The following is a 22,622-nucleotide window of genomic DNA, read 5'->3' on the forward strand; positions in this document are numbered from 1 at the left end:
CTCGATCCATGGCATTTGTGCTGGGATCTGGCAGCCCGAGACGGCTTGAGCTTCTCGGGCAATTGGGCCTTGTGCCTGACGCCATCCGCGCCCCCGACATCGACGAAGACCCGATCAAGGGCGAGTTGCCTCGCCCTTACTGTGCGCGCATGGCCCGCGAGAAGGTCGCCGCTGTTGAGGCTGATGATGAGGACGTTGTGTTGTGCGCCGATACCACGGTTGCACTGGGGCGGCGTATCTTGGGCAAACCCGCCGATGCGGATGAGGCACGTGAGTTCTTGACCGCGTTGTCGGGCCGCCGCCACCGGGTGATCACCGCCATCGCTGTGCGCAAAGGAGCGCGCATCTGGGAAAAGGACGTGGTCAGCACGGTGCGGATGAAGGCTCTGTCCGCTTCTGAGATGGCCGCCTACATCGCCAGCGAGGATTGGCGCGGCAAAGCAGGGGGCTATGGCATTCAAGGGCCTGCGGGCGCGTTGATCCCGTGGATATCGGGTTCGTTTACAGGCATTGTCGGTCTGCCTCTGGCCGAAACGGCCGGGGTACTCCAGGCCGCTGGATTGAGGGTTTGGACATGAAGGGTCGTCAGATTTTTCTGGATCACGTTGGGGGGCGCGAGGCCTCTGCTTTGATGGAAGATGGCCGATTGATCGATCTGCTCATCGAGGGGGATCGCCCACGCCCCGGTACGGTCTATTCCGCTGTGACGGACCGGCCTGTGGCTGGGCAGGGCGGGCTGTTCCTCAAGACACCGGACGGGCAGGCGTATCTGCGCGGGGTCAAGGGAATCGGCGCGGGTGAAGTTTTACAAGTGCAGGTCACAGGCTACGCCGAACCGGGCAAGGCCATTCCGGTCTCCCACAAGCTATTGTTCAAAAGCCGCTATGCAATTGTGACACCGGATGCGCCGGGGCTGAACCTATCGCGCAGCATCCGGGACGACGATGTCCGTGATGAACTGCTCGTTCTGGCGCATGAAGGCATGGAAGGCAGCGAGATGGGTCTGATCCTGCGCTCTGCCGCGGCAGGGGCCGAAGCGGATGAGGTGGCCGAGGACATTGCCGCAATGCGCGGGGTGGCCGAGTCCGTTTTGGAGGATGCAAGCGCCGGGCCGGAAGTTTTGGCGCAGGGTGATGGCCCGCACGTTCTGGCATGGCGCGATTGGGTGGATCCGGCAGATGTGGTGACGGATGCGGACTGTTTTGAAGATCACGGCGTTCTGGACGCCATAGATTCTGCACGCGGCGATCAGGTGACGTTGGGGGCACAGGCGTCGATGTTCATCGAACCGACCCGCGCGCTGGTTGCTGTAGATGTGAATACGGGCGCTGACGGCTCCTTTGCGGCCGGACTGAAGGCGAACATGGCGTGCGCGCGCGCTCTGCCAGCAGCCTTGCGTGTGCGCGGTCTTGGCGGTCAGGTTGTGCTTGATCTGGCGCCGATGCCCAAGAAAGAACGGCGGAGTTTTGAGGGTGCGCTACGGGCGGCCTTTCGCACGGATGACGTGGATACGGTTCTGGCCGGGTGGACACCGCTCGGCCACTACGAATTGCAGCGCAAACGCGCGCGATTGCCACTGAGTGAAGTGCTGGCATGAGTTGCCCAATCTGCCAACGCGAGACCGTTGCCGCCTTTCGCCCTTTTTGCTCGCGCCGCTGCTCGGACATAGATCTGGCACGCTGGATGAGTGGTGGTTATGCCATCCCGTCTGAGCGAGAAGAAGATCAGGATGTCGAGACCGATGAGGGCCATACAACACACTGACCTCCCAATGTTCTAAGGAGGTGCATTTTTTGTCGGTTTTTCTATGGACAGTGTTTGGCCGACGTCCTATCACGCCTCCACCCAGAAGGTCAGCGCCTTCATCCCGTGCCCGGGTAGCTCAGGGGTAGAGCAGTGGATTGAAAATCCTCGTGTCGGTGGTTCGATTCCGCCCCCGGGCACCACTTAACATAATGAAATAAATAGACTTTATAACGAAGTTGCGCTGGCAGCTTTATGTGCGTTGGCGTGGCCGTACCACGTCTGTACCATTTAGTACCACTTTAACACATATTTCAGACGCCTTAATTTCGAGGCTACCTGGGATACCTCTCCCAATTCGAGTGGGATGTGGCAAATCACGCTCGACTAATAAACGCGCCTTCGGACACGAGCCATCGTTCGCAGAATGAGCTCAGCTATCTGCCGTTCGGTGCCTGCTTAGGTACGCCTCAATTTCATCTGCTCAGCAATCTTCATGAGCGCGCCAGCGCATTCATAACCACAAACCTCTGCTTCTCAAAATGGGCCCAGGTCTACGACAACGCAAAGATGACAACGGCTTTGATCGACCGGCCCACACACCGACATCACATCCTAGAAACAGGCGATGACAGCCACCGGTTCCAACAATGGATCATCGTCGGGCGAGTACACGATTGTCTAGGTGGATCGCCGTATTGGTGTACTCGCGCTTCAGCGTCTCAAGCAGCACTTTGGCCTTGAACTCTGGCGAATGGTTCTTGCTTCTTGACAACTCTGATCAAATTCTCGGCGGTTGGCACAGCTGACGGTAACTATTTCATGAGTTTTGCCGAAGCCATACACTGTTACATCCTGAATTCGACCCCAGTGAGTAAAAACGCTTGAACTAACTGCGCTTATCCCTTTCTCTCCAAGAATTGACGGCGTTCTGAACACCGCCATGATATGCCGCCCCTCTGGGCCGTCACCAACTTTCGGCTATTTCTCGAGCAGAGCTCCGGTCAGGCGCTCTGCGCCTAATGTTTGCGTCCACTCGCCGAACGGGAGGTTACCGGTGTTCCGGCTGGAACCGCGTTCAAATCACGGAAAGAGCATTTGGAAAAGCGGTTCGGCACCGGTCTTTCTAGGAGGCAAAAAGCCCAGTTCGTTCACTGCCCGACCGGCGCACGGCAAAGCCATGCCGCGGTAAGAAAAGATCAAAAGCTTCTGCTATACCAGCCGCTTCCAAATCGCTACTCTCGCCCGACATGTGTAGAATCTCCAGATCAAGCCTGAAGTCTTACACCTTGACCATCTTCTTTCCTTTGTTTTGGGCGCGATCTTTGATGCTCCACCTCTCCAACCGTTTCCGTTGCATCTCAACAATATCGCTTGGAACATCATGAACATTTGGGAATTGTCCTTCCAGCGTGATGATGGTCACGTCGTCAGACATTTCGTAGTACTTTGCTACTTCCCAACATTTTGTCATCGTGTTGGCGACCGCAACGTTTTTGCCTTGTGCGAGCGCTTCTCGTGTCGCGCGCTCACATTGGTCGTGGCAATATTGCAGTCGGCTGCGGTCGTATTTGTAGGTTCCGTCTTCATCAATCATGAACTGATCGGCTTCGAAGACGTGGTCGACAACTCCTGCCAATAACAGGGTATTGGCCAAAGTGGTTTTCCCAGACCCAGACGGGCCGCGCAGGAGGTAAAGCATTCATTTCTCCCCTTTCAAGATTTTCGTTTTTGGACAGTGCGGCAGCGGTTACCCGCCGCCGCACCTGCCTATTCATCCGTCGAAGTCTGTTCTTCGAGGTTGGCAAAAAAGACTATAGCGCCTGCACGAATTGCGTCGTCGGTTGCTCTTCTTTGATATGCTGTCACCGCGGGACCACAATATTCTTTCAGGGCGTTTAACCCTCTTGCGGAAAAGCCTTTTTTCGCACGCGCAATGGTAAGTACGGCTTCAAAATCCATATCGGCATATAGTTTATGGGTGAGCCTCATCGAGGCAATATCTCCAATACGTTGCCATTTGAAATCCGAAACCGACCAAAATTCGTATGGTTCCGGATCGTCGGAGAATGATGCGAACTCAGGTCGTCTGGATACTGTTGCTACTGAATTGCGCAAGCTTCGGTCGTTCAGTGGCATGCTCCAAAAGTGTTCAGCAACCATTGCAATGGCAATCTGTTGGATAGGAGTCAGATCAGTGGGGCTATTCTCGTCGTCCAACGAACAGCACTCTTGGGAGTCGGGCCAGACAAACAGGACTTCTTCCAGAAGTAGCTCTGTCCTTTGACTTGTTGCGTCCAACACGCGCAACCAAAAGTCGTGCGTTAGCATAGGAAAATCAGCGCAGATACAGTGCATTAAGCGCTCCAAGCCGCGAGAGATGACGTCATGCGCTGGAATTGTGTCGCGGTTGCGCCAAAACTCTCCAAAGTTCGAGGTGGCGATGTGTTTAAGAGGGTACAAAAGGTCAGGTTTCTTTGGCGAGAGTGCCAAGAACTCTTGCAATGCGCCTATGGCGAAAACTTCCATGTTCTCAGGTTTGTTGGTCATGATATCCTTTTCCCTTAGGTGATGGGTTGCGAAGTGGCGCAGCCATGATTTCAACGGGCAAAGCGAGGGCCTGCGATGAACGTGTGCTCATCACCTGTTCAGGTCTCTAATTTCGCTGATGGATCGTGGCGGCTGCGCCCCGTTGTTAAGACGTGGCCTTGAATTCGCTCTCGATTCGTTTTGCCAACCGGCGCACTTCAAGCTCGTCGGCTTCGAAGAGCTCGGCTACATGACGCAGGCTGCGACCATGCAACATTTCAGAGTAAGGGTGTGCGCGTGACGGTTCTCGAATCCATTCACAGCACCCTCTGCGCTCTTCAACCGCGAGGTAAAAACGGCCACCGCTGTCAAAATCACCTTCCGGATGCGAAATGCGATGTTTTCGCTGCAAATGCTCTTTGGCTGCGTCGACTACGTTTTCAGCCACGCTTACTTGAGTGCCCGAAAGCAGATGCTCCAATACCTGGCATAGCTTGTCGTCGGTCATGTACCCTCCTTTGTTGCCGATGAAGTCATCAGGTAGGCAAGTCGGGGAGAGTGTCAACGTATGTAATTATCTGATAAATAATGGTATTTTACAAGGATAGAGGGCGGGACAATCCTTGTGAAATAAGGATAGAGGGCGAGCTTATTCTTGCTCAACAAGAACAGCCTCATCCTATCCTTGGTGTCCCCAGGGGTGATCGAGAGCAGCCTATCCTTCAAAATTCAGTGAAGAAATTCTTAGCCAGCTACACATTGAACGATATAGTTGCCTTTATGCAACGCATTCCGAACCTGGAGGATGCCCAGATGGGCTTCGGCATGCATGCTTTCGAAGCGCGGATCAATCGGAATCGAACGATGCGGTTCACGACATATCTGCTTGATCGGCTTCTTTTGGACAAAACACGCGCGCGGGATCTTCGCAATCGCGTCCACAACCACCATCCTCAAATCGTCCCCCCTATATTCGTTATCTTGGATTTTTATCGAAGACATAACGAGCAAGCGACAATGAGGTCTTGGCGACGGCACAGAGACCCGCTGTGTTCGGGGATGCCACTATGGAGATCTAAATAAAAGAAAGCGAAGGGGCGGCGTGCATGCAGCGTCTCGCACTCTGCAAGAAGAAGCCTGGCAATATCCTTCTTCCTTAGGAATTTGAGCCAGCTGTAGCGCTATCCAAATTGCCTCGCTGCTTACTTGCGGGTTGCTATTTTGGGGCACTATTCATATTGATGAATGCCCAGAGGAAAATACGGTGCTTTCAAACAACTCGAAATCTCAGCGCTTCGTGCCGCTGCAAGAGAAACTCATACGCAGCTGACTTCCATCGCGTATGCGCGGCCTTTCGGCTGCGCAGTTTCCAGAATTCGAGAATTGAAAGGGCACTTCGATGCAGCCCCAAGCCTATACATCATATGTGTACCCACGTTTGAATGGCTGGTTCACACCAGGCTTTGAGAGCCTGATCAAGACAGCCAACCGTAAATCCGAGTGGGGCGCATTCGACGAGGACGCAACGGCTGACGAGCCACCGCCAAAGCAGTACGCCAAGGACTATTGCGCCGTGGCCGCACTGATCCGTGTTTGTGCGACCTGGCAAGGCAGCCGCGATCAGATCGCCGATCAGTTGCGCCGCCCATTTTCATTTACGGTTGTTGAAACCGGTGACGGTGACTGGGTGGAGGCAGTGGAGAACGCATTTGTCGACGGTTTGATCCCTGCGATTAGCAAAACAAACCCAGACGAACTGCGTCCAAATGTGGTTTGCTATAAATCCCGCTGGCGCAAGACGACGCCGGCGAAGAGAGCATCAGATTTCAACGAGGCTCTGGCTCTGGCCGCAAAGGAAGCGGCGCCAATGGTTATTGTTGTACCAAGTGTCGAGGTGTTGCCAGGCGCTATGCATCAGAAATCTACCAACACCGTTTCGCTGACCCCGTGGTCGCGCAACATGGTGTTGATGCTGTTTGCTATGATGAAGGGTCGCCAAAACCCGACTCTGTTGACGCGGGCGCTTTATGAGATGCCATCCGACGCTGCTTTGGCGTCGATCACCCTGAGCGAAATGATGTTGGTACTTCGCACGCCCAAGCTTCCAGCATTTGTCCGTCAGCTGAATACGCTGACTGTGCATACGAAAGCCAATCCCAAAGCTCTCAACGACGTCAAAGGTCTGGGGTCAGCACAGGCGCAATTGATGCGCCTTGTAGCTGACATCCAAGCATACTCAGAGGGTCAACTAAGTTGGGCGGAGATCCCAAACAACATTCTGCTCGATGGCCCCCCGGGTGTCGGAAAGACCTTTGCCGCGCAGAAATTTGCGGAGGCAACCGGCGCACATTTTGTTTGTGCCAGCTATGCCAGTTGGCAGGCTGAAGGGCATCTGGGCAACTTTCTTGCAGCTATGCGGGATGATTTCGAAGAAGCGAAGCGCAATGCGCCGTCGGTTTTGCTGATTGATGAAATCGACAGCTTTGCGGATCGTGCAACCAACTCGGGCAACAACGAAAACTACAACCGCGCCGCTTTGAACGGGCTGCTCGAGCAACTTGCAGGTGCTGAAAAGACAGACGGGGTCATGGTCATCGGCACGACCAACTATCGTGAAAAGCTGGACGCTGCGCTGCTGCGCTCCGGACGTTTCGACCAGAAAATTTACCTGCTCCTTCCGGATCGAGAAGCTCTGGTGGAGATCTTGTCTGCGCATGCAGGCTTCAAGATCAGTAAGGTTGACCTTCGCGAAATCGCAATTGAAATGCTTGGGCATTCCGGCGCGGATGCGGCTGCCCTGGTGCGGCAAGCACGCTCTATTGCGCGCCAAGATGGGCGCTTGTTTGCAATCCAGCATCTCAAGTCTGCTCTTGATCAATTTGCCAAGCCACTGCCTGCCAAGAACCTGTACAGGATGGCAATCCATGAAGCTGGTCACATTGTAGTAGCACAGGCCCTTCACGTGGGATTGCCCACATTTGCTCAGGTGTCGTCACAGGGCGGGCACGTTAACCTTGAGCTCGATCAATTCGGTCATGAAACGCGAAGCTTGGACAATCGACTTGCTGTTTTGATGGCTGGGCGCGTGGCGGAATGTTCATGCCTTGGTAGCGTTTCTTCGGGCGCCGGTGCTGGCGAGCAAAGCGATCTTGCTCAAGCCACTCTGTTGGCAATCCAAGCCGAAACACAATTCGGGTTGTCCAACGACGATTTGATCTGGCGCCCAGTAAACATGGATAATCTGCAAGACTGGCTTCAAGACCGCGATCTGGCGGCTCGTGTTCAGAAGAGGCTGCATACCGCAAACCGGCTGGCAGAAAAGATCATCGGCGAAAGTAAGTACTTAGTTGAGGGCGTGGCCCAGGCGCTTGTCGAAAGGCGGCAATTGAACCGATCCGAGCTTGAGCAGCTGTCGCGTGATTTGAAATCCGCAAAAGGCAAAGAGCGCCATTCGATTTCGGAGAATGCTGTCCAAAATATGCGCTGGCTTCACTGATCCTAAGGTTGGTCCCGAGTGCATCCGGCTCTTACCGTCAAATTTCCCATATAGATGATCCTATATGGCTGTTTTGACAGAGGTTTCGCGTGTTTGTTTTTTGCGGTGGCTGCTGGGCGGACGGGGTGCTGCTGGAACGCGGTAGGCTTGGCCGGGGCGTTTCAGGACCAAGGTTTACTAAAGGTCCCGCCCCGGAACTGATGGGCCTTTGCTTGGTGCCCACGTCACTTCGAAGCGTGCGGCGTGACCTCTAGCCGTGAAACATCATATCCGGCTTTGGACAAGACAGATCGCGCTGTATCGATATGCTTTTGGCTGGGTTCCGTGCTGCGAGACAGGATCCAGCCTGCACTTCCATTGGGTGTCCCAACAACGGCAACCTCGTACTTATCATCCACCCACAAAACCCAATATGGCGATTTGACAAAGGGAACCTGCGGGAAGCTGACCTTAAGCTTACCGACGCCTTCTATTGTGGCCTGGCCGGTGATGTCCTTAACCCTCGTGCCATTTTCGACAAGACAGCGGTTATAAACTGATACCGTACCCTCGGCGATAATCTGATACTCAGCCGTTGTGTCTGTGCACCCGCGCTGGAAGAAAACCGGGAAGCGCGCGTACTCAAACCAAACTCCGCTGTAGTTCTGCACGTCAAGTTTGCTCACCACATCTATCGGGACCGTGGTATCGCGGTATGAGCCTGAACAAGCGGCGAGGGTTGAACACAAAAGGAGAGCGGCGAGGTTTTTCACGAGGGTCTCCGATTACAGGGCCGGACACTATACATGTCCGTCAGAACGGGTCGATTGAATCTCTGGCCATCTATCAGGAAGGCTTGAAAGGATCAAAAATGCTTGGGCGCCTGCTTGCCTAGCTACCCAATAGGACTTGCGAGACGCAACGTGTCGCTCAGACGGGATATTAGCCAACGCCTTATCAGTAAATTCGCTTCTCTGGAATGACACCCCTGACCCCGCCGCGGGGGGTCTCTATATCGCCGGCCCTGCGAGGGATCAGGTGTATGTGGCAATGGAAAATGGTCTGTCCAGACACTTCGCCCGCATTGATGCCCACATTAAAACCTTCGACGGACCGATCCAGCCCTCGGACTGTTTGGCGTTCTGTTTGGAGGAGTTGCTGCACCGCGTTCAACTCGGGCTGATGGAGATCGAAATAGTCTGGCACATGCCGCTTTGTAATTATCAAAGTATGATGCTCAGTTACTGGAAAGCCATCGCGAATAGCGTAAGCTAGCTCATTTTGGGCAACAACTCGTTCGCCCGGGATCTCGCAAAAGGCGCATCCATCGCATCTGTGGGTGTAGCTCTTGGCCATGCCTCGAAAATCAGTGTCATCTCGGTCCCGTTTCATCGCATTGCAGGAATAGCAAAGCGCCTGAAGATTTAGGGCCTCATCACTGCCACCTTTGTTGCGGGGCAGGATATGGTCGACTTCCAGTGCCTTTTGGTCAGCCGATATCCCGCAGAGTTCGCAACGAAAATGGGCGCGCTTCAGAACTTCGTATCGAAGGGTGCCGGGTATGTAGCCTGATGACTTGGATCTATGAGACCATATCTTGTTACCGCGCTTGCCTATGAAGGCATCGATTTTCTGATCGCAGATCCTGATGAGTTCTTGGATCTCCACATCATGGAGGCCCGCATTCTCTGCAAGTTGGTAAGCTTGGATTTCCCTGCTGGACTTTATTGGCTGCACGATGCCGTTTTTTGTGAGAACGCGCCCCACCATGTTTTTGGTGCGGATCATGTAATATTCAAGCTGCGAGCGGTCATAAACCATGAGCGCTGCGGCGATCTCTTCAAGCGAGGCTGATCCTCCACCTTTGAGAATCCTGCGGATCATCACCGGCTGGTAGATATGTGACATCCGCATATGGTGCTCAAGAAACTCCTTGAGCCGCATATATGCTTTTGATGGAGTTGGAAAACCTGACATTTCGGCAGGTTAGACGACCTGGTTGTTGAGCGTCCAGTTCATCGGTGGTTTTGACTGGCTTAGAAGACGCGGACGATAGTCCAGCCACCTGTTCTCATCTTGTCCGGCCGCGAACGCGGCTTCCCTCAATGCCGTTTCAAATGGAGCCAGATCCAAGCTTGGCCTCTCCTTTGTCAGAGCCCTGTGAACCTGCTTGCTGAACTGCCCTGGTACAACCGGATGGCCAAGCGTCAGCTCACACAAGCGAGCAAGCTTCTCGTTCCGAATTTTGAAAAATCGGCTGCTCAGGATTTTGCCAGTCTCTAGGTCGAGCTCAGGGAACGTGACATGCCAATGCGTTTCGTTTCCGATTCCAGACCTTCGGGGCCTCACGTGCTCTACGATTGAAGCTCGGTTGCCAGATGTGATTGAGACCTTGTATTCAAAACAAATTTCAACAAACACCAATGCGAAATCCTGCTGTGTCATCTGTTCGTTTGGCGAAATCACAAAATGCCGAACGGAGTATTGTTTGCCAGAAATTCGGGAGATTTCACCCAATAGCTTAAGATCTTCGGGGCACCCACGGATCCATGTTGCACATTCGTTGTCCGCAGAGTTTGCAAGATAAGCGGCGATCCTGGAGCTATGCGCAGTTGGAATGCGCGTTGATTTGATGATCATGATCGCTCCCCCAAAATCTGCGCGCGGATAGCATCAACGTCTCGTCGGATCGCGTCGATCCGTTCGCCGTGTTTGACAACCTGGTCAGCACGAAGCGGATTAAATGTGTGGGTCTCGGCTAGTTTGCGCGACACGTATGACAGGCTCATCCGGACATCGATCAACAGGCCCAAAACCTCGATTGCTGACTGGATGTCTTTAGAAATCGGTTTCTTTCGTTGTGACTTACGCGGTTTGGTTTCAGGCATCGCACCTTCAAAACCTAGGGCCCTCGCTAAGGTTAAGCGCGCATACGACGTTGGCGAGATGCCTTCCGAGTTCGCCCCTTTGTTCAGCAATGCAAAGAAATCATCGGATACGCGCATCCCCACCATTTTGGTCTGTTTTTTGGTTTTGTTCTTGGCCATTTTCACCCTCCAAACTGATAGCAGCACGACTTGCTTTAGCGTGCGCAAGATAGAGGTGTGCGGAGGGTTGCAAGGAGCAAGCGGATTGGAGCTCCGAACTCAAGTGTTCAGGTTTCTTACCCAAATTCTGACCATCAACCATGTCGGAAAATGGCCAAGGTCATTTGCTGTCTGCTATACGATGTGCGGAGTTCGACTAGGTTCGCCCGGGCGCCAATGTAGTCACTGACTTGTCCGGCGGTGACGAACAGATTCAGCGGTCGGCCGAGGCTGTCGCAGATGGCGTGCAGCTTCGTATTCATGCCGCCCTTGGTGCGACCAATCAGACGACCACGCCCCCCTTTTTGACGCCCAAACTGGACGCCGTACGATGTGCTTTAAGATAGGTCGCATCAATCATCACAGTCTTCTGCTCACGGTGATCGGCTGCCAGTCCCATCATCATCTTTGCGAAGATGCCCTTATCGCTCCAGCGCTTCCAACGGTTATAAAGCGTCTTGTGCGGACCGTATTCCTTGGGCGCATCACGCCACCGTAAGCCATTGCGATTGATGAAGATAATCCCGCTCAATACACGTCTATCATCAACGCGTGGCTTGCCGTGGGACTTTGGAAAGAAGGGCTCAAGACGCGCCATCTGCGCATCCGTCAGCCAAATTAGATCAGACATGTTCACCGCTTGTTTTTTGAACCGTGAATCATGCCGCCATGCGAAAATCAATGGGTCCTGACCCTAAGGCTGTGCATTGGTCGTCTATTTGCAGCAAACATTTGGTCACTCGAGTTTCGTGGCCAGCAACTTTAGCCCCGATCCATATCCCACTTCTGACGCTAGTATTTCTTCGAGCGGATCATCAAAGTATTCCATGAACTGATTTACAGTTCCTTTAAAGAATATTTTGGATGTGTTTGCGTCACAGATCTTACCCTCAAGGCACAATCCAAGACTGTTAAAAAAATAGACCACCTGATGAAAGGCTTCTTCATTTTGCTGCTCCCTCAAAATGCGGTTTGTCGCCTTGGCGAGAAGCCTTGCGCGAAACTCGTCATCTTCTTCTGCCTTTGCTTTTTCTTCAGCTGGTATAAGAGAAAATTCCTGAGCAAGGGCATCTGACAGCTTTTCAAACGAAACTCGGGCAGAGCCTTCTTCCCATCTTTCGATGTAATCCAAAGTTCTTTCAACCCTGAGGGATCGCGCATCCTGCATGTACTGCCAAACCGCGAGAAACACGCCCATCGACCCTGCAATAGTCAAGATCGCGGCTAAACCTTCGAGAAATGTGATCGACATTCCAAAGATTTTCGGACCTTTTTCAAGTTGAGACATTAGCAGGACTCGTAAAGGTCAAATGTGACCGTTGGATCGTAGGGGCTATCATGCGTCTCAATAAGGTGTTTAAGGCAGTCGAGACCTTCTGCATCTATCAGATAAACCCGTTTGGAAAGGCTGTGATCCGTATAATCGGACAGCGAAGGAAACTCAGCAATTGCGCCCCTTTTTGAAGAACCCTCGGTGGAAACATCAGAGCACTGATCAAAGTTAACTGCGGCTCTGCCGTTAGGCTTAGACGCGATCTCGTTAGCAATGTCCTCGTATCGCTTGACGACACAATCGGCCATCAGAGAGTCGACCTCTATAAGTTCGTCACAGACGTAGCAAGAAGCGGAAACTAATGTTGGAAGTACAGATATCAAAGCGGACGCGAGTGATAGTTCAAAAAAGCGCATAGTCCCCCACAACTCTTCCTTTGGTCATCCATGGAACCTGTTGGCCCCCGGTTTGTAGCTCCACAATTGACTTAACGCCATTTGCCAGCTCAGAAGCTTCGATCCGCCCGTTTGCGTTTAAGTCGTATTGTTCGCGATCCGAGCCCAAGACCCTTTCAACAGCGACCGAGAAATGTCCGCCGTTTACTTCCATAGACTCAAGCGAAAACTGACGACCCTTAGCCGCCGCTAGAATTGTCACGTTAGCTGGCAGTTCTCCGAGACCAGCAAGAGCGCCGTCGTTTGTGGCAAACATCCCGGAACCCGCGTCCCCTGAATGGCAGGCATCGATCAGTACGGTGACGCGCGCAGGTGTTTCGCTTAACAAATTTGCGATATCTCTGAAATTGACCGCCGTATCCGCAAGGTTTTCCACATCGGTCTGGCTCAAAGCCAAGTAATACTCTCCATCGTGCCCCTGCAAACCATGTCCAGCAAAGAAAAATGTGACGTGCCCATCGGGCCCAACGCCGTCCAAGGTAGCGCTGATCGCGTCCAGAACGCTTGATGGCGTCGCACGTCGCCCGCCAACGAAATCAGTCCGCTCAAACCGCAACGCCTGAGCATTTATACCTTCGAGGCTTTGTAGAATCCGATCAGCATCCGCCTTCGCGTAGTTTAGATCGGTCAGTTCAGGATCCATATATCTGTCCACTGCAACGGCCAAAGCTCTGCGCTCACCGTAGCGAACCGGAAAGCCTAGGTCCTTGACCACAGGTTTACTCGCAAGCCCATCCTCGGCGACTGCGACAAATGAAACATATTGCGCTCCTGGCAAGCGGGTGGTTTCGATCTGCAATTGCCTGGTCTCATTCGACACTTCAAACTGATCTGTCAGAACGCCGTCCTGATACATTTCGACGCTTGAGGTTGATCTGGATTTGTCAATTCTTAGCGTTGCGCGGATCGAAGCGCCGTCGCTTTCAATAGCCGCTTCAAGCTTGGGGGGAATATTGATTTCGATTGATGCACCGCCTTGCCCGCTCAAACGAGTTTCAGCCAAGCCTGCCCTATGCAAAAGCGCTGCAAACCGATCCAAACCAAACTGTTCGTCAAGGCCAGGAAACCGTAAGTCGATAAGACTCGCGGCCTCTGCGGTTGCGTCAAAAAAGTAGTTTTTGTCCCAAACGGCTATTTCATCTTCCACAATTCGTCCCGCAAGCACTTCGTTTCCCGAACCGATATTGAATATCGCAAAACTCCCGTCGCCGTTTATCTGAACAATATGCTGCTCATCCTCAGTCAGTTGCACGTCAACCATTAGATCTCCTGACGGCATCGCAGAGAATTCTCGAACAAGCTCTCCTGTCTTTGGCTCAATAACAAGTACGCTTCCATTACCGGGCGCAAAGACTAGGAGAAGTTTCTTTGACAGGTGTAACTCAAAAATGTGTTCTACAAAACTTGAGCTGTAGGCAGCCCCCATAAAGCCGATCCCAATCACCGCAGCGTCATCCAAATACTGAGGCTGACTTCCAGACTTCAAATTAAGCATAAACAGGTAGGCTTGTCCCCGCCTACTACCCCCAGTAGCTCCGGAAGCGCAATGAACTCTACCAACAAGCAGAGAAGTCTCTCCAAACTCGACGGTGTCAAGTTGATGCGGCCTTTCTGGAACTGCCAGATGTCCACTTGGAGCAAACTGAACTTGATTTGTGATATCACTTTCAAAGGGTCCGGTCCGCCCATCCCGCGCTCTGCCCCCAAGATAATCAAAGCAGTTTGAGGCCAGCCAATTCGAACGAGGTTCTTCAAGAAGTTCAAAGCGAAGATTAGTTCGCTCAGAAATAGATTTCAGGGTTTGAACTAGACGAGTGCGCTGTTCAGGACTCTGTTCTCCCAGTGCTTCGGAACCGAGAAGAATAGTTTCCGGTTCTACAAGATGTGTTCCCGAGGAAGAAGGTGCGAACGTAATTCCAAGTCGCTCAAAACTCGCGCTCAATTCTGAAAGACTGGGCTTGGGGGTTGAGACAAGTGTTTCTAAGGAGTCTGCGCTGAAGACGCGTGGCACCGGCTGACCTGCTTCAACAATGGCTTGAAGGTCTTCCCCGTTTGCATCCACAATGTTGTAACCCAGGTTCACCGAAGTAGGCGCAACCAATCCAACGCTTCGCAGGAACGTTGCGTGCATGGGGGGCGTCCAGTAATCTAACGACAAATGCCCCGTTTCTGCGCCGCCGTTGGAGAGCGTGACAGCATGCGCAATGCCAATGGCATGGCCAAAACGCCCCCGGATCGAGGCGAGGCCATTTTGTGCATCGAAAGAGATGTGTGTGGAGTCCTCATTTGCAAAACAACAAGCTGGCCCCGTCAGTTCGCGGCTAAACGCTTTGCGGCTGGCGAACGGATAGACTAAGTCGATTTTGCCCCACGGGGCGCTTGAGCCAAATACAACACTGTCACCGTGGCCCCAGCGCAGTGTAGTCTCATGAATGTCGAGCTTCTCCACTGTTGCTCCGTCGACCAAATCTATGATTTCTATGAACCCGTCGTGCTCAACAGACATGAACCTACGTGTTGGAGAAAGACGCGCGTTCTCTCCGGCGCGCTCGATTATCTCACTTACATTTGAAAGCGCTTCAACACGAACCCGTGTTGGGCCCGCTATAACCTTGCGATCAAGGTCCTGCACATCTTCGAAATGTGTCAGATCTGCCCTGCTGTTAGGATTCCCAATGACAAGCTCCGCGGGTTTCGGCCCGATTTCTAGGACATGATCACTGTATCCTAAAACGGCTTCTTCTTCGCAGGCCCTAAGGTAGGCAACCAGCGAAAGCTTCACATCTAGTTTTCCTGCCTGAAGAGGGATCAGCCTTATCTCTCCGTTTTCGCCAGTACCCCTCGACCAAAGCGGCACAAAAGCCCGTGTCTTACTGGCTTCATACTCCATACCGAAAGGACCTATTGCCGCTGGCCCCAGAACCATGGCCCCTGGCCCTTGCGTCCGGAACGGCTCATCAGAACTGACTACGACCCATACTGCAATTCGCTCCTTAAGGGTGTTGCCTTGCCATAAAATGGGGATCGGAGATCCCGCAGTTAGCGCATTTGGCGCTATACGCGCGCTCAATGCCTCGGTTAGTTTTCGAAGATCCTCCCGTTCCAAATCGCATGATCTGGCAAAGTCCTTGGACAAATCCCGAATGCGCCTGACGTAAGTGACACTCGTATCTTCTGGCTGCCATCCGGCTCCGTTTTGAATGCTTGGAAGTGGTCCCCTTGTTGCTGGTAAAGGGAGCATCTTGGTGTCACCAAAAAAGTGCGCGGACACCGTATGCCCGTGTGAGACCATGCGCCCCGCTTTTGACTTCAAAAAGCAAGCTTTTCCAGCCTTTTCGTTCCAAGTGTACCCCTTGCATCCTGGTGTCCAGACACAGAGCTTCTCACACTGTTTGTGCGTCAAATCGCGAAGGAGTGAACTGTCATAGGGCGGCACAAGATCGTGTCCCGGGATATCGGCGCGAAAGCGTTTGAATTCCTCGCGATCAAGAAAATCCATTTCGATTTCAAACGAACTCTCATCCTTTCTTCGATCATGCAACGCGGCCCATCCTGCATCTTGAGCAGCTTGGCTCTCGCAGTATGCAAGCAGTCTTTTTATCGCAGCGGATGAACCTTTTAGAGATACTGAAAGAGCTCTTGCGCCGAGCTTTACCTTAAGACCAGACCCGCGTCGTATATCTCCAAGCACGGCCGACCTTCGGTCTACAAGGATTGATGCCTTAGGGCCATCTTCGACAAATTCGCCACTGCCGACAAGGTTTCCGTCTACCGAGATTTGTCCCATTCCACGGCGGATGCCGATGCCTTCGGCAGATAAGATGAGGTTATTTCCCGATGCACAAGACAAGCTAATGCAACTACGTGCATTGGAAGCAGAGCACACCGAAGCCTCATTTCCGCTTAGGCTCCAACTGGTCGTCTGTGCATGCGCATTCAGTGCGAAAAAGCATAGCGCGACAGCGCTAAGCCACGAAAAATGGGGATATCCTAGGATCAATTGGGAGGGGCTCTCTGGTCTTCTTGGTCTTCTTGGTCTTCTTGAGAAGCCTACAATCATAGGCTGAAACTGAAAACACGAAGTAACTCGTTGTCAGTCAATCATTCCTCGGGATTGCAAGAAGGCCACAGACTCTGGAGTTCCAATCCCAAGAAATCCAAAACAATTCGTCTTAAATCTTTCCGAAATCTAGAATTGGTAACCTTTTGGAAGCAATTCCAAGAGGAGAATACGATTGCCAACTCTTTCATTTTGTTCACCAAAAGGCGGGTGTGGGAAGTCCACCAGTTGCATTTTGACAGCTCTCGAAGCCGCCAGGTGTGGGATGTCAGCCTGCATTTTGGACACTGATCCTAAGCTCTGGCTATCGCAATGGGCCAGCGCCAAAAAGCTGCCTGACAATCTTGCCGTCCATCAGGTAGAACAGCGAAGCTTGACGGAGGCTGCTCTCGCCGCCGCGGCAAAGTTCGACTACGTTCTGGTCGATGTTGAGGGATCTGATGATGCGTCCTTGATTGACGCAGTTCTCGTTAGCGATCTCGTGATTGTCCCAACAAAAGTATCCCGTCTGGATGCACTGGCAGCCGTGCAAGTTCTCAAACAGGTGCGCCAAAAGAGCTTGGTGCTGAAACGCGATATCGCAGCTCGTGTTTTATTGACGCATACAGAACCTGGGGCGGTCGAATACAGGATCACCGGAGAAATCAAGTCGATCCTGCGGCAAGCAAACGCGCCCGTTTTTGCAACTCAACTTGCAAACAGACCGATCTTTCAAGCGATGGTGAGCTTCGGCGGCGACTATCTGGATTTACCAAAACAGTTCCAAGGATCCTCCCCGCAATCAGCGCATGCGAACGTTGCCGCCCTTGCGCAGGAAATCTCGGCCGCGCTCTCTGAAATTCTCAAAGCAGCTTAAGTACAGAAAAATGGAAAACAAAAAGCAAAATCTCATGCCCGGGGTCGGCGATGCTAACAAAGTCGAGCAAGGTGACTTGGGCTTTCCCCGCGGTTCAACCAGTAAATCAAGCTTGGTGGCCCAACCAGAGATGAGCCCAAGCAAACGCAGGGCTGCCGCGCGCACCCAAAAACTCTCTGTCAGTGTGAACCCGGACCTTTACTCAACATGGAATGCGATCCGCGAAGACAAAGAGCAAGCGGTTGTGAGAGCCGTCGAGCTGTCTCTAATCGCATATTTGGAACAGCACGGACAAACATTCAAACTGTAACGCCATTCAAAAATAAGAAGGCTCCCTGCCTCATAATGTGGGGAGCCGGGCCGATTTCTTGTTCTCTTATTTTTCCGCGACGCCCTCTTCTTTTTGGGAGCTGCCTCTTATTTTTTGAAGAGAATTTGAAGGTGATTTTGAGCGCCCATACCTCGGCAAGAATTTTAAATTTATTATTTATAACAATGACTTATATATTGACATGGTTTGGATGGTGAGTTAGAAATATTCCACTAAAAAACGGAGGCGACCACATGTTCCATTTCATCAAAGAAGCCTATCGTCAGCTGCACATCGTGGCGGTCATCATCCACGTAACTCTCGTGATTGGCGAAGTCTATCACGTGATCCCTCACGCGTGATCGGGAGGACATCATGCATTTTTTGCTTCATCAGATAGGTAAAAGGGCCCAGTTCTGAACGCCGGCAATTAGAGCCAGTGTTGTGGCTCACATTGAAGTTTTTGAAAGCGCCGCCTCTAGAACGGGCGGCTTTTTTTCCAGGAGGGTCAGATGCAGATACCTGGCATTCTCGTCATCTCGGCACATCCAAGCCGCAGCGGCATAGGTTTCCTCAAGAATTTTCAGATAGCCAAACAAATGGGGATCAGTGTCCCTCTTTCTGTGCTTGAGGACATCCAGTTTTCCGCGGTTGCTTTTGCCGATCTCCCTGCCCATTCGACTGATTTCTAGCCACAGAGCGCCTTCAACCTCCGAGTATATTTCGATTTGTCCAAGAAGAAGAAATCGGTCTCTATCGATCTTTCCAATGGCGCTCCAAACAGGCTGGTTGTGCTCACTTAGAACGATGTCTTTGTATAGTCTGAAACCATGTCTCGCTGGCATGTCGGTCTCCCTTGCACAGGAAAGTGTGAAAGCAGATGCAAGGGGCAAGCTGATCTAAATAGGGATGCCGAAGGGTGAACGTACATCCGCCACGGTACCACATCGCTTTTCGCCGCGCTGGATATCGCCACCGGTGCCGTCATCGGCAAGTGCTACAAACGCCACCGCGCGACCGAGTTTCTGGACTTTCTCAAAAAGATCGACCGGCACGTGCCCGCAGGCCCCGACGTACATATCGTCATGGACAATTATGCCACCCACAAGACGCCGAGGGTCAAGGCTTGGCTGGCGCGCCGCCCGCATTGGCATGTCCACTTCACGCCGACGTCAGCGTCATGGATCAACCAGGTGGAACGCTGGTTCGCCGAATTGACCCGCAAGCAGCTACAGCGTGGCGTGCACCGATCAACCCTAGAGTTGGAGGCCGACATTGTGGCATTCATCGAGGCCCACAACGAGAACCCAACGCCGTACAAGTGGGTCAAATCCGCAGACGAAATCCTCGCATCCGTCAAACGGTTCTGCCAACGAACTCAGCAAACCTTATGCGGCGAACTTTAGATTCAGGTGACTAGTTTCTTGCACCACTTCAGCCATTTCCCAGCAACAAAAATCAGTTAATCCACTGAACATTTTATTTCCGCCCTTTTTCCGCCCTTTTTCCGCGCTTCTGGCCAATTGATTGCAGCAACGCGCTTCCCAGCTCTTCAATCTGAACCATGCAAGCCAGCTCAATGGACGTTGTACGACCTTCCTTTGACGTGGTTGAGAGAACCGGGAACAAACGGGCAGCTTCACCTTGAGCCAGATATTCGGGCAATTTTTCAGTCATTTATGTATCCACAACTTGGAATTGAAAGTCATGTTGCAAATAGACAGCCGACCCAGCTTTACGTCAAGTTTTCAATGAAATGCCGTTCTCAAAACGAGCAGGCACTGGCTGTAGTTATTGCAACGCAGTAGCGATTTGTTTGAGTTATGGATGGATCGCTAGTCCAGTTCTCCACGACTTGCTCAATAGAAATTTAAAAGACTGCCGGACAGCGAACTTGATAAAGTAGACGAACAAAGGCCTTGCATGAGTTTATTTTAATGTCAACGCAACGTTCGCTTCGGGCTGGCTCCGGTCAACCGAGCGAAACCGTCAGATGACCGCTTCGGGTCTAAAGCAAGCTTAAATTCGCCTGAATATCTTAGCGCCGATTTCGTCAAAGTCTCATCCATTGATCAGCTTTGCTTTCTGGGTTTCAAACTCTTCCTGCGTAAGCGCTCCTGCTTCCTTCAAGCTCCACAGTTCGCCAATCTGTTCTGTGACTGATGTATTACCTTTTGAGGCCGTCGGTGGGAATGCCGAATTCGGCTTCGCGCCGTCCGCCTTCCGGACGGCAGCCTCAATATGGGCGGCGAATTCTGCAACCTGCTGAGCGCCTTGGTCAAAAAACATCTCACCGCGTTTTCCCCCCTCCTTGCGTTCAGTTTCGTAGAACGTGACTTCGTGGAGTGGCTCTTGTGGGTCGTCTACCGTGATTTGAATGGATAGCCTTTTGGTAGCACTTGAGGACGTTGAAGAGCCAGAGAGGCCCCCGATAATCGCACCAACGCCGCCAAAGGCTACAGCGCCAACAGCAGCGCCTAATGCTTGGCTTCCCCTATTGGTTGAAGCCACCTGTGTGTCGTCTTTCAAAACTTCAGCTTTGACAATTCCTGAGAAAGGAATTTCCGAGCGGTAAGGTTGTTCTTGGGCTAAGATCGTGCCGCGAGCCTTTTGAAGGCCCACAACCATTTTCTCTTTCCTGAAATCGACCACAAGGAATGAGCTGTCATTGTGACTGACATGAATCTTCGCTTCCGGAAACTCATTCTCCAATTCCGTGCGCAAAGAATTGATCTTCTGCTCCTGAGAAATGACAAAAATAATCACAATCACAATTACGACTACGGCGATTACAACGAAAATTATTACTTCCAAATTACCCTCCTCGGAGCCAAGCCTCGGCCCAAAACTAATTTCCTCGTCATCACATTTGAAATCTCTAGCGACTACTGTGTAGCGTATTGATGGCCGCGAACAACCGAGAACGGACGTTACCCAAAGACGCGGATCGCCTCACTGAACATGTGTGCTGTGACCTTCCTATCAAAGTCCGCCGCGGCAGCTATTAAGACGGATTAACCTGATCTGCCATTTCACAGAGCAAGCAACCGGTGTCAACTTCTCCATTTCTATGTTTAAGCATGGCAGCGGCTATAGCCCAAAGAACACAGAAATGGACTTCTCAACGGGCATTCGCCGCGCAAGGCACCATGGTCCGCAATCAGCCGAAATCACCGTTTAGCTTGGGTAGCTTGAAATCTTTCCCATACGTGCATGTGGCCCTTCTGTCTTGCTGCCGCGAGCCAAAGCTTCTTTCTCGCGTCGGGCGTTTCGAAGTCGCGATAGATTCCGCCCGAGAATTTGGGCCAGTCAATTGCCAACCCTAACTTCACCATCTCAGCGGATAGGTCTCGGCCATCCGGGAGATAGCAGCGCGCGACCGTACGCCCGTGATCATCTTGTTCGGTGACCTCCGCGCGGATAGTTTGGCCTTTGCAGAGTTTCACCATAGCCCACTTGGCCTTTTGTCCGTACGGGTGATCTAGTTCCGGTGCATCGACGCCAAACAACCTTATTTGCGTTTTCTTGATCACGATTGTGTCGCCATCGGTCACATAGGCGGCTCCATGCAGAACGCGATGCTGCACCTGTGGTTTCGCACTCGCTGCGTCAAACCGTTTCGGTTGTTGGGATTTAACCGCGACCGTTGGTTGGATTTTTGTTTGGCGCGAATGAACCCTGTGCGGATTTTCAATCTCGCTCGGGGGCGCTGGACGACTTTTCTTTGAGGACCGGAACAGAACACGGGATAGGAACCTAAACATTACATACTTTCAAAAAGAGCCATCTTAGCCCGCATTTCCCAAGTAACTTGACGTTTTCGCACCTCTGATTGCCAGTAACGTGTTATATTTCAGCGTGTTAATCGGGCTGAAGGTGGCGGATTATGGATCACCCAGAGGGTGCAGGCGAAACGGGTGATGGGCGGCTTGGTTTTGACTCCCGGGTGCGGCTGGAATTTCATGGTACCAAGATCAGTTCTGACGGCGGTCTTCTGGTGATGCGCGAGTTGGATGATGTGCTCGGGCTGTCTGATCTTGCGTCGGGTGCGCTCAATGACAACCGCCGTGGCAAGAACACCGTTCACAGGATTGACGGGCTTTTTCGACAATCGGTCTATGGACGGCTGGCGGGCTACGAAGACGTTAACGATGCTGACTGTCTCGCCCTTGATCCCGTCATGCGCCATTTGGCTGGTCGAGGCAGCTTGGCCATCAACAGCACGGCCCCCGACGATCTGGCGCATCACTGGATCACGCGATAGCCTGTCAGCGTCGTTGACATCCGGGTATCCGGCAAGCCGCCCAAAGGTGGACTGGCGCAGCAGACCGACAAAGTTATGAACCCCGTTCTTGCCAGTCCGCGTATCCTGCAACAAACACCCTGCCATATCATGCAGGCCCAAGGTCTCGTCCAACTCACGAAACAAGAGCAAACCGCCATCGGAACTGATCTTGGAACCGTGAAATTCCAACCGCACGCGAGCGTCAAAACCCAGCCGAAAACCGCCCTCAGAACCCGCACCCAAAGGGTGATCTAACATTGCAGCCTCCAAACCCAGATAACGCACTGAAATATATCACGAAAAGCCAAGCCCGCGAAGCCAAATCACTCAATTACTTGGGAAATGTGGGGTGAAAGTAGTGAGCACATTATCGAGTGTCAGCGCTCATACCAGAATCGTAGAATTCTATTCATTGGCTTGCAATCAGACAGGCGCCCTCCCAACTATAAGACTACACCCCAGAGAAAGATCCATAAGTGGCGTTGAACAATCGTTTTCAATGGCTTGCCGACAAAGCTCTAAAGGCTCCTTACTGGTCGAAAGTGCAATT

20 protein-coding genes, 1 tRNA gene and 5 pseudogenes are annotated in these 22,622 nt (G+C 52.4%); 10 read left to right on the forward strand and 16 right to left on the reverse strand.

The genetic code is table 11. The features are described 5' to 3' along the window. Positions 1 to 8: 8 nt before the first annotated feature. The 5 genes and pseudogenes from DHN60_RS05700 to DHN60_RS05720 form a co-directional block, all read left to right on the forward strand. Complete coding sequence (locus DHN60_RS05700; RefSeq protein ID WP_108836300.1) at positions 9 to 578, forward strand: nucleoside triphosphate pyrophosphatase; 570 nt, start codon at positions 9 to 11, stop codon at positions 576 to 578. Beyond that, complete coding sequence (locus tag DHN60_RS05705; RefSeq protein ID WP_108836301.1) at positions 575 to 1,597, forward strand: ribonuclease E/G; 1,023 nt, start codon at positions 575 to 577, stop codon at positions 1,595 to 1,597. The genes DHN60_RS05700 and DHN60_RS05705 overlap by 4 nt, the downstream gene beginning before the upstream one ends. Beyond that, positions 1,594 to 1,764 carry a DNA gyrase inhibitor YacG gene (locus tag DHN60_RS05710; protein ID WP_108836302.1) on the forward strand — a complete coding sequence of 57 codons (171 nt, stop codon included), beginning with the start codon at positions 1,594 to 1,596 and terminating at the stop codon, positions 1,762 to 1,764. Before DHN60_RS05705 ends, DHN60_RS05710 begins: the two co-directional genes overlap by 4 nt. Before the next feature lie 107 nt (positions 1,765 to 1,871). Then, positions 1,872 to 1,946 (forward strand) — tRNA-Phe (locus tag DHN60_RS05715). A gap of 223 nt (positions 1,947 to 2,169) precedes the next feature. Then, positions 2,170 to 2,487 (forward strand): annotated as a pseudogene (locus DHN60_RS05720) (ATP-binding protein); the annotation flags it as partial. A 538-nt stretch (positions 2,488 to 3,025) separates the two neighbouring features. On the opposite strand, the gene DHN60_RS05725 reads toward DHN60_RS05720, so the two are convergent. The 4 genes from DHN60_RS05725 to DHN60_RS05740 all read right to left on the reverse strand — a co-directional run bounded on the left by DHN60_RS05725 (position 3,026) and on the right by DHN60_RS05740 (position 5,214). Beyond that, the gene (locus tag DHN60_RS05725; protein ID WP_108836304.1) at positions 3,026 to 3,445 is read right to left on the reverse strand and encodes an AAA family ATPase; all 420 of its coding nucleotides are present in this window, start codon (positions 3,443 to 3,445) and stop codon (positions 3,026 to 3,028) included. A 68-nt stretch (positions 3,446 to 3,513) separates the two neighbouring features. Next, a complete protein-coding gene (locus DHN60_RS05730) occupies positions 3,514 to 4,293 on the reverse strand; it encodes a hypothetical protein (protein ID WP_108836305.1) in 780 nt (259 codons plus the stop codon). Positions 4,294 to 4,438: 145 nt separating this feature from the next. Continuing rightward, entirely contained in the window at positions 4,439 to 4,780 is a 342-nt protein-coding gene (locus DHN60_RS05735) for a hypothetical protein (RefSeq protein ID WP_108836306.1), read from the reverse strand. Positions 4,781 to 5,016: 236 nt separating this feature from the next. Further along, positions 5,017 to 5,214 (reverse strand): hypothetical protein, encoded by a 198-nt coding sequence (locus tag DHN60_RS05740; protein ID WP_199913634.1) that lies wholly within the window; start codon positions 5,212 to 5,214, stop codon positions 5,017 to 5,019. Positions 5,215 to 5,671: 457 nt separating this feature from the next. Between DHN60_RS05740 and DHN60_RS05745 the strand changes: the two genes are divergently transcribed. Then, on the forward strand, positions 5,672 to 7,768 hold the full coding sequence (locus tag DHN60_RS05745; protein ID WP_108836308.1) for an AAA family ATPase: 2,097 nt from the start codon (positions 5,672 to 5,674) through the stop codon (positions 7,766 to 7,768). 224 nt (positions 7,769 to 7,992) lie between these two features. On the opposite strand, the gene DHN60_RS05750 is transcribed toward DHN60_RS05745, so the two are convergent. The 7 genes and pseudogenes from DHN60_RS05750 to DHN60_RS05785 form a co-directional block, all read right to left on the reverse strand. Then, positions 7,993 to 8,520 carry a lipocalin family protein gene (locus DHN60_RS05750; RefSeq protein WP_108836309.1) on the reverse strand — a complete coding sequence of 176 codons (528 nt, stop codon included), beginning with the start codon at positions 8,518 to 8,520 and terminating at the stop codon, positions 7,993 to 7,995. Positions 8,521 to 8,704: 184 nt separating this feature from the next. Then, the gene (locus DHN60_RS05755; RefSeq protein ID WP_234423533.1) at positions 8,705 to 9,655 is read right to left on the reverse strand and encodes an HIT domain-containing protein; all 951 of its coding nucleotides are present in this window, start codon (positions 9,653 to 9,655) and stop codon (positions 8,705 to 8,707) included. A gap of 78 nt (positions 9,656 to 9,733) precedes the next feature. After that, positions 9,734 to 10,387 carry a hypothetical protein gene (locus tag DHN60_RS05760; protein WP_108836310.1) on the reverse strand — a complete coding sequence of 218 codons (654 nt, stop codon included), beginning with the start codon at positions 10,385 to 10,387 and terminating at the stop codon, positions 9,734 to 9,736. Further along, positions 10,384 to 10,794 (reverse strand): hypothetical protein, encoded by a 411-nt coding sequence (locus DHN60_RS05765; protein WP_108836311.1) that lies wholly within the window; start codon positions 10,792 to 10,794, stop codon positions 10,384 to 10,386. Before DHN60_RS05765 ends, DHN60_RS05760 begins: the two co-directional genes overlap by 4 nt. A gap of 203 nt (positions 10,795 to 10,997) precedes the next feature. Then, positions 10,998 to 11,464 (reverse strand): annotated as a pseudogene (locus tag DHN60_RS05770) (IS5 family transposase); the annotation flags it as partial. A gap of 105 nt (positions 11,465 to 11,569) precedes the next feature. Further along, positions 11,570 to 12,121 carry a hypothetical protein gene (locus DHN60_RS05775; RefSeq protein ID WP_108836312.1) on the reverse strand — a complete coding sequence of 184 codons (552 nt, stop codon included), beginning with the start codon at positions 12,119 to 12,121 and terminating at the stop codon, positions 11,570 to 11,572. Positions 12,122 to 12,508: 387 nt separating this feature from the next. Then, the gene (locus DHN60_RS05785; protein ID WP_159089126.1) at positions 12,509 to 16,060 is read right to left on the reverse strand and encodes a caspase family protein; all 3,552 of its coding nucleotides are present in this window, start codon (positions 16,058 to 16,060) and stop codon (positions 12,509 to 12,511) included. 736 nt (positions 16,061 to 16,796) lie between these two features. On the opposite strand from DHN60_RS05785, the gene DHN60_RS05790 reads away from it, so the two are divergent. After that, positions 16,797 to 17,477, forward strand: a complete 681-nt coding sequence (locus DHN60_RS05790) for a ParA family protein (RefSeq protein ID WP_159089127.1) — start codon at positions 16,797 to 16,799, stop codon at positions 17,475 to 17,477. A 10-nt stretch (positions 17,478 to 17,487) separates the two neighbouring features. Then, positions 17,488 to 17,787, forward strand: a complete 300-nt coding sequence (locus tag DHN60_RS05795; protein WP_108836316.1) for a hypothetical protein — start codon at positions 17,488 to 17,490, stop codon at positions 17,785 to 17,787. A 449-nt stretch (positions 17,788 to 18,236) separates the two neighbouring features. On the opposite strand, the gene DHN60_RS05800 is transcribed toward DHN60_RS05795, so the two are convergent. After that, on the reverse strand, positions 18,237 to 18,632 hold the full coding sequence (locus tag DHN60_RS05800; RefSeq protein WP_108836317.1) for a hypothetical protein: 396 nt from the start codon (positions 18,630 to 18,632) through the stop codon (positions 18,237 to 18,239). Between the two features lie 78 nt (positions 18,633 to 18,710). On the opposite strand from DHN60_RS05800, the pseudogene DHN60_RS05805 reads away from it, so the two are divergent. Beyond that, positions 18,711 to 19,193, forward strand: a pseudogene (locus tag DHN60_RS05805) (IS630 family transposase); the annotation flags it as partial. A gap of 73 nt (positions 19,194 to 19,266) precedes the next feature. Here DHN60_RS05805 and DHN60_RS05810 read toward each other — a convergent pair. The 3 genes from DHN60_RS05810 to DHN60_RS22590 form a co-directional block, all read right to left on the reverse strand. Continuing rightward, entirely contained in the window at positions 19,267 to 19,464 is a 198-nt protein-coding gene (locus tag DHN60_RS05810; RefSeq protein ID WP_234423534.1) for a hypothetical protein, read from the reverse strand. A gap of 384 nt (positions 19,465 to 19,848) precedes the next feature. Continuing rightward, positions 19,849 to 20,601 (reverse strand): SHOCT domain-containing protein, encoded by a 753-nt coding sequence (locus tag DHN60_RS05815; protein WP_108836318.1) that lies wholly within the window; start codon positions 20,599 to 20,601, stop codon positions 19,849 to 19,851. A 356-nt stretch (positions 20,602 to 20,957) separates the two neighbouring features. After that, entirely contained in the window at positions 20,958 to 21,341 is a 384-nt protein-coding gene (locus DHN60_RS22590; protein ID WP_234423535.1) for a thermonuclease family protein, read from the reverse strand. Between the two features lie 332 nt (positions 21,342 to 21,673). Between DHN60_RS22590 and DHN60_RS05825 the strand changes: the two are divergent. Continuing rightward, positions 21,674 to 21,973: pseudogene (locus tag DHN60_RS05825) on the forward strand (transposase); the annotation flags it as partial. Here DHN60_RS05825 and DHN60_RS05830 read toward each other — a convergent pair. Further along, a pseudogene (locus DHN60_RS05830) lies at positions 21,938 to 22,330 on the reverse strand (transposase); the annotation flags it as partial. The pseudogenes DHN60_RS05825 and DHN60_RS05830 sit on opposite strands and share 36 nt — an antisense overlap. Between the last annotated feature and the right edge of the window lie 292 nt (positions 22,331 to 22,622).

Source organism: Tateyamaria sp. Alg231-49 (genome assembly GCF_900143535.1).
GTDB lineage: Bacteria > Pseudomonadota > Alphaproteobacteria > Rhodobacterales > Rhodobacteraceae > Tateyamaria.

Bases quoted from the DNA above. Each gene is read 5' to 3' on its own strand.
- DHN60_RS05700 (WP_108836300.1), top strand. From the start codon at position 9: ATGGCATTTGTGCTGGGATCTGGCAGCCCGAGACGGCTTGAGCTTCTC.
- DHN60_RS05705 (WP_108836301.1), top strand. From the start codon at position 575: ATGAAGGGTCGTCAGATTTTTCTGGATCACGTTGGGGGGCGCGAGGCC.
- DHN60_RS05710 (WP_108836302.1), top strand. From the start codon at position 1,594: ATGAGTTGCCCAATCTGCCAACGCGAGACCGTTGCCGCCTTTCGCCCT.
- DHN60_RS05725 (WP_108836304.1), bottom strand. From the start codon at position 3,445: ATGCTTTACCTCCTGCGCGGCCCGTCTGGGTCTGGGAAAACCACTTTG.
- DHN60_RS05730 (WP_108836305.1), bottom strand. From the start codon at position 4,293: ATGACCAACAAACCTGAGAACATGGAAGTTTTCGCCATAGGCGCATTG.
- DHN60_RS05735 (WP_108836306.1), bottom strand. From the start codon at position 4,780: ATGACCGACGACAAGCTATGCCAGGTATTGGAGCATCTGCTTTCGGGC.
- DHN60_RS05745 (WP_108836308.1), top strand. From the start codon at position 5,672: ATGCAGCCCCAAGCCTATACATCATATGTGTACCCACGTTTGAATGGC.
- DHN60_RS05755 (WP_234423533.1), bottom strand. From the start codon at position 9,655: ATGTCACATATCTACCAGCCGGTGATGATCCGCAGGATTCTCAAAGGT.
- DHN60_RS05760 (WP_108836310.1), bottom strand. From the start codon at position 10,387: ATGATCATCAAATCAACGCGCATTCCAACTGCGCATAGCTCCAGGATC.
- DHN60_RS05765 (WP_108836311.1), bottom strand. From the start codon at position 10,794: ATGGCCAAGAACAAAACCAAAAAACAGACCAAAATGGTGGGGATGCGC.
- DHN60_RS05775 (WP_108836312.1), bottom strand. From the start codon at position 12,121: ATGTCTCAACTTGAAAAAGGTCCGAAAATCTTTGGAATGTCGATCACA.
- DHN60_RS05785 (WP_159089126.1), bottom strand. From the start codon at position 16,060: ATGGATTTTCTTGATCGCGAGGAATTCAAACGCTTTCGCGCCGATATC.
- DHN60_RS05795 (WP_108836316.1), top strand. From the start codon at position 17,488: ATGGAAAACAAAAAGCAAAATCTCATGCCCGGGGTCGGCGATGCTAAC.
- DHN60_RS05800 (WP_108836317.1), bottom strand. From the start codon at position 18,632: ATGCCAGCGAGACATGGTTTCAGACTATACAAAGACATCGTTCTAAGT.
- DHN60_RS05810 (WP_234423534.1), bottom strand. From the start codon at position 19,464: ATGACTGAAAAATTGCCCGAATATCTGGCTCAAGGTGAAGCTGCCCGT.